11 protein-coding genes are annotated in these 14,434 nt (G+C 73.5%); 4 read left to right on the top strand and 7 right to left on the bottom strand.

Annotated features, from left to right (window positions below; genetic code table 11):
- Positions 1 to 24: 24 nt before the first annotated feature.
- The gene (locus tag LIV55_RS15065) at positions 25 to 1,401 is read right to left on the bottom strand and encodes an APC family permease (RefSeq protein WP_229300790.1); all 1,377 of its coding nucleotides are present in this window, start codon (positions 1,399 to 1,401) and stop codon (positions 25 to 27) included.
- Positions 1,402 to 1,567: 166 nt separating this feature from the next.
- Between LIV55_RS15065 and LIV55_RS15060 the strand changes: the two genes are divergently transcribed.
- Positions 1,568 to 2,617: an SGNH/GDSL hydrolase family protein gene (locus LIV55_RS15060; RefSeq protein ID WP_123090986.1), complete on the top strand. Its 1,050-nt coding sequence runs from the start codon at positions 1,568 to 1,570 to the stop codon at positions 2,615 to 2,617.
- A gap of 30 nt (positions 2,618 to 2,647) precedes the next feature.
- Here LIV55_RS15060 and LIV55_RS15055 read toward each other — a convergent pair whose 3' ends face one another.
- Positions 2,648 to 3,742, bottom strand: a complete 1,095-nt coding sequence (locus LIV55_RS15055) for a sugar diacid recognition domain-containing protein (protein ID WP_229300789.1) — start codon at positions 3,740 to 3,742, stop codon at positions 2,648 to 2,650.
- A gap of 186 nt (positions 3,743 to 3,928) precedes the next feature.
- On the opposite strand from LIV55_RS15055, the gene LIV55_RS15050 reads away from it, so the two are divergent.
- Together LIV55_RS15050 and LIV55_RS15045 are read left to right on the top strand one after the other, a co-directional pair.
- Positions 3,929 to 5,305: a GntP family permease gene (locus tag LIV55_RS15050; protein WP_229300788.1), complete on the top strand. Its 1,377-nt coding sequence runs from the start codon at positions 3,929 to 3,931 to the stop codon at positions 5,303 to 5,305.
- An 11-nt stretch (positions 5,306 to 5,316) separates the two neighbouring features.
- Positions 5,317 to 6,456: a glycerate kinase gene (locus LIV55_RS15045; protein WP_229300787.1), complete on the top strand. Its 1,140-nt coding sequence runs from the start codon at positions 5,317 to 5,319 to the stop codon at positions 6,454 to 6,456.
- 10 nt (positions 6,457 to 6,466) lie between these two features.
- Here the strand turns inward: LIV55_RS15045 and LIV55_RS15040 are convergent, their stop codons facing one another.
- A complete protein-coding gene (locus LIV55_RS15040; RefSeq protein ID WP_229300786.1) occupies positions 6,467 to 7,072 on the bottom strand; it encodes a pentapeptide repeat-containing protein in 606 nt (201 codons plus the stop codon).
- Between the two features lie 35 nt (positions 7,073 to 7,107).
- Here LIV55_RS15040 and LIV55_RS15035 point away from each other — a divergent pair, with 35 nt between their 5' ends.
- Positions 7,108 to 8,499, top strand: a complete 1,392-nt coding sequence (locus tag LIV55_RS15035) for a DUF1731 domain-containing protein (protein ID WP_229300785.1) — start codon at positions 7,108 to 7,110, stop codon at positions 8,497 to 8,499.
- Between the two features lie 77 nt (positions 8,500 to 8,576).
- Here the strand turns inward: LIV55_RS15035 and ettA are convergent, their stop codons facing one another.
- The 4 genes from ettA to LIV55_RS15015 form a co-directional block, all read right to left on the bottom strand.
- Complete coding sequence (ettA, locus tag LIV55_RS15030) at positions 8,577 to 10,259, bottom strand: energy-dependent translational throttle protein EttA (RefSeq protein WP_191682323.1); 1,683 nt, start codon at positions 10,257 to 10,259, stop codon at positions 8,577 to 8,579.
- A 53-nt stretch (positions 10,260 to 10,312) separates the two neighbouring features.
- Positions 10,313 to 10,849 carry a single-stranded DNA-binding protein gene (locus LIV55_RS15025; protein WP_191564333.1) on the bottom strand — a complete coding sequence of 179 codons (537 nt, stop codon included), beginning with the start codon at positions 10,847 to 10,849 and terminating at the stop codon, positions 10,313 to 10,315.
- 121 nt (positions 10,850 to 10,970) lie between these two features.
- Positions 10,971 to 12,611 (bottom strand): GTPase, encoded by a 1,641-nt coding sequence (locus tag LIV55_RS15020; protein WP_229300784.1) that lies wholly within the window; start codon positions 12,609 to 12,611, stop codon positions 10,971 to 10,973.
- Positions 12,608 to 14,329, bottom strand: a complete 1,722-nt coding sequence (locus tag LIV55_RS15015; protein ID WP_229300783.1) for a dynamin family protein — start codon at positions 14,327 to 14,329, stop codon at positions 12,608 to 12,610. Before LIV55_RS15015 ends, LIV55_RS15020 begins: the two co-directional genes overlap by 4 nt.
- Positions 14,330 to 14,434 lie beyond the last annotated feature (105 nt).

The raw sequence follows: 14,434 nt of genomic DNA, 5'->3' as shown, positions 1-14,434 counted from the left end.
GTGCTGCTCGGAGAGGGCCGGGCCCTAGACGCGGTCCTCCATGCTGCCCTCGGACGCGACCTCACGTTTGCGCGTGGCGCGGGCGACGAGGAAGAGCACGACGCCGACGACGAGGTAGCCGGCACCGACGAGCCAGACCGTCGACTCCATCTGGGTCAGCAGGAGCAGGCTGGCGAGCAGGGCGAGGACCGGCACGACGCTGGGGATGGTGAAGTGGTCGTGGTCGACCGGGTCCTTCTTCTTGAGGACGAGCACCGAGACGTTGGCCGAGATGAAGACGAGGACGAGCAGGAGCACCGTCGTGTCCGCGAGCTGGCTGACGTCGCCGATCATGCTCATGGCCATCGTCGCGCCGCCCACCACGAGGATCGCGACCCAGGGGGTGCGACGGCCCTCGAGCACCTTGCCGAAGACGCTCGGCAGCAGGCCCACCTCGGCGAGCCCGTAGGTCGCGCGGCTGGCCATGACCATGAAGAGCAGCGCGCCGTTGGTGATCGCGACGAGCGCGATCGCCGAGAACAGCCAGGACGGGACGCCGATGCCCGATGCCTTGACGACCTCGAGCAGCGGTCCGGTCGACTCCGCCATCGTCGTGGGGTCGACGACGATCGCCGCTCCGAGCGCGATGAGCAGGTAGACCGTGGCGGCGGTGAGGATCGCGCCGAAGAGGGCCCTCGGGTAGGCCCGGGTCGGCTCCTTGACCTCCTCGGCCATGTTGGCGGCGGCCTCGAAGCCGAGGAAGGAGAAGAAGGCGGTGATCGACGCCGCGAAGGCCCCGCTCAGCAGCGGCGTGTCCGAGGCCGGGGTGAGGATGCGGCTGGGGTCGCCGTCGCCGCTGCCGAAGACGATCGCCGCGAGCACGATGACGAGGACGAGCCCGGAGACCTCGATGCAGGTGAAGACGACGTTGGCCGACAGCGACTCGCGCACCCCGCGCAGGTTGACCGCGATGAGGACAGCGAGGAAGACCAGCCGCACCGGGATGGCGACCGACGAGGGCAGGCTCTCGTCGCCGAAGAACGAGGCGAGGTAGTCGCCGGCGAAGGCGTTGGCCAGCGCCGCCGACGTCGTGATGCCCGAGGACAGCATGAGGAAGCCGATGATGAAGGTGACGAAGGGCTTGTCGAAGGCCCGGTCGGCGTACCGCGAGGCTCCTCCGGCGTGGGGGTACTTCGTGATGAGCTCGGCGTACGTGCCGGCCGTGAGCAGCGCCAGCACGAGCGCGATGACGAGCGGGAGCCAGAGCATCCCGCCGACATCGGTGGCCATCGTGCCCACGAGCGTGTAGATGCCGGCACCGAGGGTGTCACCGACGATGAAGAAGAAGAGCAGCGTCGTCGTGATGCTGCGACTGAGCCTGGTGTCGTGCTCGGAGCTGTCCGGGGCTGTCGTCGTCGCCATCGGGCGAGCATGGCAGAGCGGAGCGCCCTGATCCGGGTCGCGAAGGGGGGTCGATGAGGTCACGGTATGGGGCCGGTCACGACTTCACCCGGACTTGGCAAGGGCTCGACCGCAGCCGCCGGGGCTGCCCTACGGTGCGACGGAACCCCGCGTCGAAGGAGATGCCGTGCGCCCTGTCCGTACCCTCGCCACGCTGGCCAGCCTCACCCTCGTGAGCACCCTGGCCGTCACCGACGCCGGGGCCGCGGCCACCGGTGGCTACGTCGCCCTCGGCGACTCCTACTCCTCGGGCACCGGCACGCGCGACTACCTCGCCGACGGCACGTCGTGCCAGCGCTCGGCCCGGGCCTACCCCTCGCTCATCGCCTCGGCGCGCGGTCTCGACCTCAACTTCCGGGCCTGCTCGGGGGCGACGACGGCGGACGTCACGAGCACCCAGCTCTCCGCGCTCAGCACGACGACGAGCCGGGTGAGCATCTCCGTCGGCGGCAACGACGCGGGCTTCGCCGACGTGCTCACCGAGTGCGCGCTGCCGGCCTGGGCGAGCAGCTGCAACGCCGCGATCGACAAGGCGACGACCTTCATCAACGGCACCCTGCCCGGCCGGCTCAGCACGCTCTACGGCTCGATCCGCGCCAAGGCCCCCGACGCCACCGTCGTCGTCGTGGGCTATCCCCGGATCTTCATGGGCGAGGACTGCAACGCCCTCACGTGGTTCTCCCCCACCGAGCAGAGCCGCCTCAACGCGACCGCCGACCTGCTCAACTCGCGCATCCGCACGGCGGCGAGCGCGCGGGGCTTCGCCTTCGCCAACCCCACGAGCGCCTTCACCGGTCACGCCGTGTGCGACGACGTCGAGTGGCTCAACGGGCTCTCCAGCCCGATCAGCGAGAGCTACCACCCGAACGTCGCGGGCCACCGCAGCGGGTACACCCCGCTCGTCAGCACGCCGCTCACCGGCACGACGGTGCGCGCCACCAGCACGACCGTGCAGCGCGCCGACTCCCTCGCCGGCGAGCAGGCGCAGCGCCAGCGCGGCTATGCCGAGCAGGACCGCACGATCACCCCGAAGCGGATGCGGCTGCCCGACCTCGACTCGCCGAGGGTGCGCCGGGCCGCCGAGCGCGCCGGTGTCGACCTGGGCTCGCGGCGCAGCATCGACGCCGCCGACCGGACGTGGTCGGCGCGGCAGTCCGCAGCGCTCGTGCGCCGCTGACCGCTCCGGTACAGGTCGAGACCACGCCCCTCAGCTCGAGACGGGTCCCTCGTCGAGCAGCGGACCGAGGTAGAGCTGGAGCAGCGACGGCACGCGCCGCACGTCGAGCCCCGTGATCCTCTCCACGCGGGACAGCCGCAGGCGCAGGGTGTTGCGGTGCACGTGGAGGTCCGCCGCGCACCGGGCGACGTCGAGGTCGTGCGCGAGCCACGAGCGCACCGTGCGCTGCAGCTCGCCGTGGCGGTCCTGCTCGACGAGGCGTCGCCACGGCGCGGCGACACCCGCGCCGCGCCAGTCGCCCCGCAGCCCGACGAGCAGGGCGAGGAGGGCGAGATCCTGGGGGTCGTAGCCCCCGCCCGGCAGGGTGGTCACCCGCAGGGACTCGTGCGCGGAGACGAAGGCGCGGTGCACCCCTTCGCCACCGCTGTGCTCCTCGCCCGTCACGACGGCGGTGCCCGGCAGCGCCCCGAGGGCCGCTACCGGTGACGGACCCGCCGGCCACCACACCGCGAGCTCCTGGTCACCGACGGCGCCGACCCGCGCCGCGCCCGCCTGCTCCGGGAGCAGACCGGCGACCCTGCGCTGGAGCGCCAGGAGGTCGACGTGGGCCTCGCCCGTGGGCCGCAGGACGGTGCACCTGCGGGGCAGGGCGAGGTCCCAGCCGAGCGTCTCGGCCATCTCGGTCGTCGCGTCCTCGTCGAGCAGGCCGCCCGCGGCCGCGACGAGGAAGTCCTCCCGCCGTCGCTCGCGCCACCGACCGACCTCGAGCGCCGCGGCCTGCTCGACCATCAGCTCGGCGGTGACGCGGATGAGGTCGCCGAGGACCTCGACCTCCTGGGGCGGCCCGGAGATGCCGACGACCCCGACGACGGCGCCGCGGTGGTGCAGGGGCAGGTTGACCCCCGGCTGCACCCCGCGGAGCAAGAGCTCGTGGACGTCGTCGATGACGACCGTGCGGTCCTGCTCGGCGGCGAGCAGCGCGCCCTCGTGCCGGGTGTGCACCCGGTCGGGCTGCCCGCTCGCGAGGATGACGCCCCGCTCGTCCATGACGTTGACGTTGCGGGCGACGACCGCCATCGTCCGCTCGACGATCCGGGCGGCGAGGGCCGCGGTCAGCGTGGTCACGAGGAGACGCTAGCCGTCCGGTGTGCAGATGCATCGCGAAGGGGCCATCAGGTCACCGATCCCTGTGCAGTCGACCATGGTCGACGCGAGCGGTGTCCGCCACGCTGTCCGGGTCCGGTCACCCGGACGTCCCGACGCCCGCCGTGCCCCACGGCCCGGGCGCGACTCAAGGCAAGGAGGCCTCCCATGGTCGACGTCGTCATCCTCGTCGGCGTGGTCGTCGCGCTCGTCGTGGCCGCCAGCGTGCTCAAGCTCCACCCCTTCCTCGCGCTGCTCCTCGCGGCCCTGCTCGGCGGGCTCGCCTTCACGCTGCCGCTCCTGCCCGTCGGTGAGGACCCCGGGCTCATCGGGATCATCAGCACCGGCTTCGGCACGACCCTGGGCAACATCGGTCTCGTCATCGCGCTCGGCACGATCATCGGGGTCGTCCTCGACAAGTCGGGTGCCGCCATCACGATGGCCGACCTCGTCGTGCGCAAGATCGGCGAGAAGCACCCGACGATCACCGTCTCGGTCATCGGCTACATCGTCTCGATCCCCGTCTTCTGCGACTCCGGGTACGTCATCCTCAACTCGCTCAAGGAGTCGATCGCCACCCGGGCGCGCACCTCGCCGGTCGCGATGTCCGTCGCCCTGGCCACCGGCCTGTACGCGACGCACACCCTCGTGCCGCCGACCCCCGGACCGATCGCCGCGGCCGGCAACCTCGGTCTTGAGAGCCAGCTCGGGCTCGTCATCCTCGTCGGCCTGCCCATCGCCGCGGTCTCGGCCGTCGCGGGCAACCTGTGGGCGACCCGCTTCCGCCACGAGACCCCGGACGGCGTGAGCTCGGCCGAGGTCGAGGAGAAGATCCGCGAGTTCGAGAGCATGCGGGAGTCCGCCGGACGGCTGCCCAGCCCCGGCGCGGCCTTCGCCCCGATCTTCGTCCCGCTCGTGCTCATCATGGTCGGGTCAATCGCCGCACTGCCGAGCGCGCCGCTCGGCAGCTCCACCGCCACCGAGGTCCTGCGCTTCGTCGGCCTGCCGGTCGTCGCCCTCCTCATCGGGCTCGTGTGCTCCCTCGCCCTGCTGCCGCGGCGCGGCTTCATGGCGGCCTTCGAGGAGCGCGTCGGCGAGGGCATCGTCGCCGCCGCCCCGATCCTGCTCATCACCGGTGCGGGCGGCGCCTTCGGCGCTGTCATCACCGCGACCGATGTCGGGACCTACCTCGGCGAGCAGCTCTCCGAGCTCGGCATCGGGGTCCTCGTCCCCTTCCTCGTCGCCGCGGCGCTCAAGACCGCGCAGGGCTCCTCGACCGTGGCCCTCGTGACGACCTCGGCGCTCATGGCACCGCTCGTCGGAGACCTCGGTCTCGACACCGACCTCGGCCGCGTCCTCGTCGTCATGGCGATCGGCGCCGGCGCGATGACCGTCTCGCACGCCAACGACAGCTACTTCTGGGTGGTCAGCCAGTTCAGCCGGATGAGCGTCAAGCAGGCCTACCGGGCGCAGACGATGGCCACCCTCGTGCAGGGTCTCACCGCCATCGCGGTCGTCTGGGTCCTCTCGTTCGTCGTCGTGTGAGCAGGCGGCCCGTGAGAGTCGTCATCGCCCCTGACTCCTTCAAGGAGAGCCTCGGCAGCCCCGCCGTCGCCGCAGCGCTCGCCCAGGGCTGGCGGGAGGGTGATCCCTCGGCGACCGTCGTCGAGGTCCCCATGGCCGACGGCGGCGAGGGCACCGTCGAAGCGGTGCTCGGCGCCACCGGTGGCACGCGGCGCGCGCTCGAGGTGCCCGACCCGCTCGGGCGCCCGGTCGCCGCGACCTACGCGCTGCTGCCCGACGGCCGGACGGCTGTCGTCGAGGTCGCCGCCGCCACCGGCCTCGCGCTCGTCGAGCCCGGGCTGCGCGACGCCGGACGCGCGTCGTCCTACGGCACCGGCGCGCTCCTCGCCCGGGCCCTGGACGACGGCGTGAGCAGCGTCGTGCTGGGGCTGGGCGGGAGCGCGTCGACCGACGGCGGTGCCGGTCTGTGCCAGGCGCTGGGCATCCGGCTGCTCGACGACCGGGGCGAGACGATCCCGCCCGGTGGCGACGGGCTCGCCGAGCTCGCGACCGTCGACCTGTCCGGGGCTCACCCGCGTCTGCGGGAGGTCGACCTCGTCGCCGCGTGCGACGTGGACAACCCGCTGTGCGGGACCCGCGGCGCCGCGGCCGTCTTCGGCCCGCAGAAGGGTGCTGACCCCGCGGACGTCGACCGGCTCGACGACGCCCTGCGTCGTCTGGCCGACGTGGTGCAGCGCCACCACCCTCGCGCCGATCCCGAGGTTGCCGGTGCAGGGGCCGCGGGCGGCATCGGCTTCGCGGTCGTCGCGCTGCTCGGAGGGCGCCTCGCGACCGGGGTCGACCTCGTCGCGCAGGCCGTCGGGCTCGAGGACCACGTGCGTGGCGCCGACCTCGTCGTCACCGGCGAGGGGCGGCTCGACGGGCAGAGCCTGTCCGGCAAGACCCCTGTCGGGGTGCTGCGCGTCGCGCAGCGGCACGGGGTGCCGACGATCGCGGTCGCCGGGCAGCTCGGCCCTGACGTGGATCGGCTCGTGGACGCCGGCGTCACCGCCGTCTTCGCCGCTGTCCCCGGCCCGGTGACCCTGGAGCAGGCGATGGCGGACGCCCCGCAGGACCTGCGTCGGCTCGCCCGCCAGCTCGCCGCGACCTGGGCCGCGGCCAGCAGGTCCTGACCGGGTCGGGTCAGCCCACCTCGATGCCGAAGGGGGTGAGCAGCCCCACCGCGCCGACGAGGTCGACCTGCAGCCCCGCGACCTCGTTGTCGCGCGGGTCGAGGACGTAGCCGTGGCTGCCGCGCAGGTCGGCCTCGCGCAGATCGGCCCGGATGACCCGGGTCCCCCGCAGGTCGCAGTCGTCCAGCCGGGCACCGCGCAGGACCACGCCGTCGAGATCGGCCTCGACGAGCGAGCAGCGCTCGAACCGGGCGCCGGTGAGGTCCGCGCCACCGAAGGAGCCGAAGTCGAGCCGGCAGCCGGTCCACGTGCTCGGGTCCGGCGGGATGGTCGGGCGGGCCAAGGAGCTCCAGGCGGCGCCGAGGGCCCGGACGTCGACGAGACGGCAGCCGTCGAGGACGGTGTCCGGCAGACGGGTGCCCGAGAGGTCCACCCCCTCGAAGGTGCAGTCCTCGAAGCGGCACCGCGCGACGACCGCGTGCGCCCAGACCGAGCCGGTGATGGTGCACCCGACGAAGGTCACCCCTTCGAGCCGCTCCTGCTCCGCGAGGTCCCCACGGAGCTCCTCGTCCTCGACGAGGTCCCGTCCTGCCAGCAACTCGTGCAGCCCGCTCATGCCGGCCACGCTACGGCGTGGGACAGGATGGCCGCATGGCGTGGACCCGGACGACCTCAGCCCAGCTCGACCTCCCCCCGGCCCAGGTCTGGTCGGTGATCTCGGACCTCTCGCGCTGGTCTCGGTGGCAGCCGGCGGTGTCCGGGGCCAGGCTCGACGGGCCCGTCGCCGTGGGTGCCACCGGCTCGTACTCCCTGAGCAGCCGGGCCTTCCGCGCCCTGCACGAGCGCACCGCGCCGCCGCTGCAGGTCACCGCGCACGAGGAGGGCCGCGTCCTCGAGATCAGCCAGCCCAACCCGACCGGGGAGATGCGGGTGCGCTGGACCCTCGACGCGGTCGACGACGCGACCCGGCTCGAGCAGGTCGTCTCGGTGCACGGGGCGATGACCCCGGCCGTCGTGCTCGGCGTCGCAGGCGCGCTGGCGCAGGACTTCTCGACGACGTCCGCCCGCCTCGCTCTCGAGTGCGGCCTCTCCCCCGACCCGTCGCGGGTGAAGGTCGTCGTCGCGGGCGGGTCCGGGGCGCTCGGCCGGCTCCTCGCCGGTGACCTGCTGCGCCACCGGCACGAGGTCGTCCTGCTCACCCGGTCGCCCGACGCCTCCCTCCCGTACCGGCAGGTGCAGTGGGACGGCCGCACCGTCGGCGCCTGGGCCGACGAGCTCGAGGCGACCGCAGATGCCGGCGTGACGCTCGTCAACCTCGCCGGCCGTCTCGTCGACGTGCGTCCCTCCCCTGCGAACATCGCCTCCTTGCGCACCTCCCGCGTCGAGCCGACCCACGCCCTCGTGAGCGCCAGCCAGCAGCTCGAGCGCCCGCTCGTCAGCTGGCTGCAGGCCTCGACGACCGCCATCTGGTCCGACAGCGGCGAGGAGCGCATCACCGAGACCACCCCGCTGCCCGCCGACGGCGGCCTGCCCCAGATGACCGGGGTGGCCCAGCCGTGGGAGGCAGCCGTCGACGGAGCGCGCGCCGAGCACGTGCACCTGCTGCGCACCTCGATCGTCCTCGACCGCGACGCCCCGGCGCTGCAGGTCCTCGCCCGCCTCACGCGGGCCGGTCTCGGCGGGCGGGTCGGGTCCGGGCGGCAGTGGTTCAGCTGGATCCACCGCGACGACTGGGTGCGGGTCGCCCGGGCCGCGCTCGGCCTCGAGCCCGGCACGACGCTGCCCGACGGACCGGTCGTCGCCGCCGCGCCGGAGCCGGTGCGCAACGCCGAGCTCATGGCCGCCCTGCGCCGGGTGCTGCGCCGGCCGGCGGCTCCCCCGACCCCGGCCGCCCTGCTGCACGTCGGGGCGGTCGCCCTCCGCTCCGACCCGGCGCTGGCCCTCACCGGTCGGCACTGCACCTCGCAGGTGCTCGCCGACGCCGGTTTCGTCTTCGAGCACCCGCATCTCGACGACGCCCTCGCCGAGCTCTACCGGGGCTGACGCCCCTCACCCCGCCGCACGACGACGGCCGCCGCTGCCCGGGTGGGCGGCGGCGGCCGTCGTCGTCGTGAGGCGGGTCAGTCGCGCGTCAGTCGACGGTAGGTGACCCGGTGCGGGCGGGCCGCGTCCTCGCCGAGGCGCTCGACCTTGTTCTTCTCGTAGGCCTCGAAGTTGCCCTCGAACCAGTACCAGCTCGCCGGCGACTGCTCGGTGCCCTCGTAGGCGAGGATGTGCGTCGCGACGCGGTCGAGGAACCACCGGTCGTGGCTGATGACCACGGCGCAGCCCGGGAACTCGAGCAGGGCGTTCTCGAGCGAGCCGAGGGTCTCGACGTCGAGGTCGTTGGTGGGCTCGTCGAGGAGCAGCAGGTTGCCGCCCTCCTTGAGCGTCAGCGCGAGGTTGAGACGGTTGCGCTCACCACCGGAGAGCACCCCGGCCTTCTTCTGCTGGTCCGGGCCCTTGAAGCCGAACTGGCTGACGTAGGCGCGGCTGGGGATCTCGACCTGGCCGACCTGGATGTGGTCGAGACCGTCGGAGACGACCTCCCACAGCGACTTCTCCGGGTCGATGCCGCCGCGGCTCTGGTCGACGTAGCTGATCTCGACGGTGTCGCCGATGTCGACGGTGCCGGAGTCGGGCTGCTCGAAGCCGACGATGGTCTTGAAGAGCGTCGTCTTGCCCACGCCGTTGGGGCCGATGACGCCGACGATGCCGTTGCGCGGCAGGGTGAAGCTCAGGCCGTCGATGAGGACGCGGTCGCCGAAGCCCTTCGTGAGGTCGCGGACCTCGATGACCTTGCTGCCCAGGCGCGGGCCGGGCGGGATCTGGATCTCCTCGAAGTCGAGCTTGCGGGTGCGCTCGGCCTCCGCAGCCATCTCCTCGTAGCGCTGGAGACGGGCCTTGCTCTTCGTCTGCCGCGCCTTGGCGTTGGAGCGGACCCACTCGAGCTCGGAGGCGAGGCGCTTGGCGAGCTTCGCGTCCTTCTTGCCCTGGACCTGCAGACGCTCCTGCTTCTTCTCCAGGTAGGTCGAGTAGTTGCCCTCGTAGGGGTAGAGCCGGCCGCGGTCGACCTCGGCGATCCACTGCGCGACGTTGTCCATGAAGTACCGGTCGTGCGTCACGGCGACGACGGCGCCGGGGTAGGCGGCGAGGTGCTGCTCGAGCCACAGGACCGACTCGGCGTCGAGGTGGTTGGTGGGCTCGTCGAGGAGCAGCAGGTCGGGCTTGGAGAGCAGCAGCTTGCACAGCGCGACGCGACGGCGCTCACCACCGGACAGGACGGTGACGTCGGCGTCCGGCGGCGGGCAGCGCAGCGCGTCCATCGCCTGCTCGAGCTGGGAGTCGAGGTCCCACGCGTCGGCGTGGTCGATCTCCTCCTGCAGCGAGCCCATCTCGGCCATGAGGGCGTCGAAGTCGGCGTCGGGCTCGGTCATCTCCTCGGAGATCGCGTTGTAGCGGTCGAGCTTGGCCTTGATCTCGCCCAGGCCCTCCTCGACGTTGCCGAGGACGGTCTTGTCCTCGGTGAGCGGCGGCTCCTGCAGGAGGATGCCGACGGAGGCACCCTTGGCCAGCTGCGCCTCGCCGTTGCTCGGCTGGTCCAGCCCGGCCATGATCTTGAGGATCGTCGACTTGCCGGCGCCGTTCGGGCCGACCATGCCGATCTTGGCGCCGGGGTAGAACGACATCGTGACGTCGTCGAGGATGACCTTCTCGTTGTGCGCCTTGCGGGCACGGGTCATGGTGTAGATGAACTCGGGCATGGTGCCAGGCTATCGGCCTGGCACCCCGCGCCCGAATCCGCCGACCACCCCGCTCACGCGCTCTGCGCGACCGGCTCCTCGAGCACCTCCTGCTCGTCCTCGCCCTCGGGCCCGGAGCCCTCGTGCTCGTGCCGCGCCTCGCCGATCTCGCCGCTCAGCCGGTCGACGAGCCCGACGCCGGGGACGGCCTCCTCGCCGCCGAAGCCGGCCTCGACGACATCGCTCTCGTCGCGCACCGGGCGGGAGAAGACCGTCTGGCCCCACAGCAGGTCGTGACCGACGTGCATCGCCTCGACCTCGACCGAGGTCCCGTAGCTCTCGTCGGAGCGCTGGTACTGACGCACGCGCTGGCGGCCGACGACGACCACCGGCTCGCCCTTGTGCAGCGCCGTGCGCGTGTTGACGCCGAGCGCCCGGTACGCGGCGACGTTGTAGAAGGAGGTCGGCCCGTCCTCGAAGACTCCGTCGCGGGTGCGGCGCCGCTCGCTCGTCGCGAGCCGGAAGGTCGTGAAGACCTGGCCCGCTCGCGTCGTGCGGGTCTCGGGGTCGGCGACGAGCCGGCCGGTGATCGTCACATAGGTCTCGTACATGTCGTGCCCTCACTGCTCGAAGTGTCCGTGCACGCCCACTGTCCGGCGGCGCACCCGGACGCACCACGGGCCGCCGTCCGGCTGTGGACGGCGGCCCGGGCGAGAGCGGGGGTGTGGACGACTACCGGGCGTGGGCCCGGGCGACCGCCTCGCGAGCGCGGCGGTGGCGGGCGAGCACGGCTCGCACCGGCTCGACGACGACACGGTCGGCGACCTCGCGGATCGCCTCGCGCAGCCGCTTGTCCGCGGCGGCACCGCGCCGTCGGGCCCCGGCCCGGGCCATGACCCGCCCGAGGCCGGCGACGAGCAGGCCACCGAGCAGCCCCCCGACGAGCAGGACGAAGGGGGTGGCGAAGGGCCCGATGTCGTAGGTGGGCAGATCCGGCAGCTGGAGCCAGCCGGCGACCGCGATGACGACGAGCCAGAGCAGCCCGACGACCGCTGCTGCGGCGAGGAGCAGCTGCAGCGCCCCGAGCAGCCCCCACCACAGCGGGTCGCGCCCGCGCAGCGAGGTGCGCAGGACCGACTGGTCGAGCTCGTCGGCGAGACGCTCGTCGTAGGGTGCCGCGGCGTCGGCGACGGCGTCGGCCCACCGCGTCGGCAGGCCCTGCCCGGCGTGCTCGCCGAGCCTGCGAGCAGCGAGGTCGACGGCGGCGCGGGCCGAGCGGGTGGGCGGCGGGATCGAGGAGCGGCCGAGCACGGCGCGCACGTCGGCATCGGTGATGCCGGCCTCGGCGCGGTCGAGGCGCAGCCGCTTCAGCGGCGCGGCCCGCAGCCCCTGCACCCACCGGGTGAGGGGCCAGCCCGTGCGAGCGGCGGACTGCATGAGGTAGTCGCGCTCGACGGCGGCGACGACGGTGGGCACGCCGGCGGCGCGGGCCAGCGCGTCGACGAGCTCGCCGGAGCCGAGCCGGTCGACCTCCACCTCGCGCTCGCCCACCGAGCGGGCGAGACGACGGGCGCTGTCGGCGAGGTCGAGACCGAGGCGGTGGCGGCTCGCGTCGGCCGCGGCGACGGCGACGTGGAGCCGCTCGCCGAGGGCGTCGATGCCCTCACCGGTGCGGGTCGAGGTCGCGATGACCTTCGACCCCGGGATGCCGTCGCGCTCGAGCAGCCGGGCGAGGTCGGCGGTCACCCGGGCGACCCCGTCGCCGCGCAGGCGGTCGGCCTGGTTGAGCACGACGATGGTCACGGCGCCGTACTCGCGCAGCACGGCGACGTACTCGTCGTGGAGCACCGCGTCGGCGTACTTCTGCGGGTCGGTCACCCACACGAAGACGTCGACGAGCTCGAGGACGCGGCGGGCCTCCTCGCGGTTGGCCGACTCCCGCGAGTCGAAGTCGGGCAGGTCGAGCAGCACGAGCCCCTCGAGGTCGTCACGCCCCTGCACCGTGTGCCGGCGGCCGACGCCGAGCCAGTCGAGCAGGTCGCCGACGGGCTCCTCGCCCCAGACCGCAGCAGTCGGCGTCGAGGTCGTCGGGCGGCGCATGCCGGCCTGGGCGACCTCCTCGCCGACGAGCGCGTTGAAGAGCGAGGACTTGCCCGAGCCGGTCGCCCCGGCGAGCGCGACGACGGTGCGACCGCCGACGAGACGGGTGCGCTCGTCGACCTTGTCGCTCACCTCGCGCGCCCGCGCCGACGCCGTCGGGTCGAGGAGGTCTCCCCCTTCGTCCAGCGCCTCCCGCAGGCTCGCCGAGCGGTCGCGCAGCTCCTCGACCGACAGCGCTCTCGCCTTCGACCGGCCCGGCAGCAGCGGGCTCATCGCGCCGCCCGCACGGCCTCGGCGGCCTGGCCCAGCCGGCGGACCTGGCCGTCGGAGATCGTCATCGCGCCGAGCGCCTGCTCGTAGCGCTCGCGCTCGGCGGCGTAGATGCCCTGGACACGCTCGAGGAGGAGGGCGCGGGCCTTCGTCGACATCTCGCGGACCGCCTGGTCGCCGAAGATCGCCTCGAGGACCTTCTGCGCGACGGCGGTCGTCCCGCCGGCGATGGCGACCTCGGGGGCGACGAGGACCCCGCCGGTGTGGGCGAAGCTCACGAGCATGAGGAAGAGCCCGATCCCGTTGACCCCGTAGGCCGCGATCCGGGCGTTGGTGCGGCGGTTGCCGCCCTCGGCGCGCACGATGTCGAGCACGTCGCCCTGCCAGTCGCGCACCGCCCGCTCGATCTGCTCCTGCAGGTCGGCGGAGGAGCGCGCGAGGTCGGGGCGGGCGTCGAGGAGCGCGGGTCCGGCCTCGGTGCTGCGCCAGCGTCGGGCGACCGTCGCGGCGGCGGCGTCGGCCTCGGCCTGCACGAGGGTGGCGACCCCGTCGTGGAGGGCCTCGTCGAGCGGCTTGGACGGGGCGGGGGCACCGCGGAAGGCGGCGCCGATGCGGTCGCGGACGCGCGAGACCCCGGCCTCGACCTTCTTGAAGAGCTCGCCGGTGCCGACGAACTCCTGCCAGCGCGCGAGGACCTCGCCGCGCAGCAGCTGACCGTCGCTCATGCCGTCCTTGACCTGCTCCTCGGCCTTGTCGTACGCGGCGAAGGCCGCTCCCTTGAGGTCGAAGACCGCGCTCTGCTGCGTCGACAAGGCGGCCACGAGCTCGCCGGTGCGGGTGTCGAGCGAGCGCAGCGCGCCGTCGAGGGTCTGCCGGATGACGATGGTGCGGGCGCGCTGGTCGCCGGCGAGCGCGCCCAGCCACGAGCGCAGCCGCGCGATGTCCGGCTCGGGGATCAGGCCCGCGCGGTCGAGGTCGACCTCGGGGACGGTGAAGACCGGCGAGGTCTGCAGACCCTGCTCGCGCAGCATCTCGACGAGATGGCCGCGCACCTCTCCCATCGCAGCCGGGTCGACGCGGTCGAGGACGATCGCGACGGCGGTGCCCCGCTCGGAGGCCTGGCGCAGCAGCTCCCACGGCACGGCGTCGGCGTAGCGGGCGGCCGTCGTCACGAAGAGCCAGAGGTCGGCGGCCTGGAGCAGCTGGGTGGCCAGGCTGCGGTTGGCGGCGACGACAGAGTCGATGTCGGGGGCGTCGAGCAGCGCGAGCCCCGCGGGGAGGGTGTCGGAGGGGACGAGCCGCACGGTGCCCGGCTGCGGGTCGGAGGGCGAGCCGGTGACCCGGGCGAGGGACGGCAGGACCCGGGCGTCGCGGAACCACCGCTCGTCACCGGGGTGGTGGATGAGGACGGGGCTCGTCGTCGTCGGCCGGATGACGCCGACGGCGCTCACCTCGCGGCGCAGGACGGAGTTGACGAGGGTCGACTTGCCGGCGCCCGTCGAGCCCCCGACGACCGCGAGCAGGGGCGCGTCGATCGAGGCCAGTCGCGGGATGACATAGTCGTCGAGCTGGGCGAGCAGCGCGGCCCGGCCCTCGCGGGCGGCGTCGGTCGAGGGGATGTCGAGGGGGAGCTCGGCGCGCTCCACCTCGTCGCGCAGGACCCTGACCTGAGAGAGGAGGTCGCTGCTCGGGAGCCCCTGCGCAGGGGGTGTGGCGGCCATGGCCCAAACCTAGCCCAGCGGCCCCCCTTCGCCCCGCACGGCACCGTCACTGACCTGCGCGAAGGGGGACGCCGCCCGGCGTCTCCCGGCTCGCCCCCGCGAGCG

The organism is Janibacter melonis (assembly GCF_020567375.1).
Lineage (GTDB): Bacteria > Actinomycetota > Actinomycetes > Actinomycetales > Dermatophilaceae > Marihabitans > Marihabitans melonis.
The sequence above is the reverse complement of the archived record's forward strand: the minus strand, read 5'-3'. Positions and strand labels throughout refer to the sequence as shown.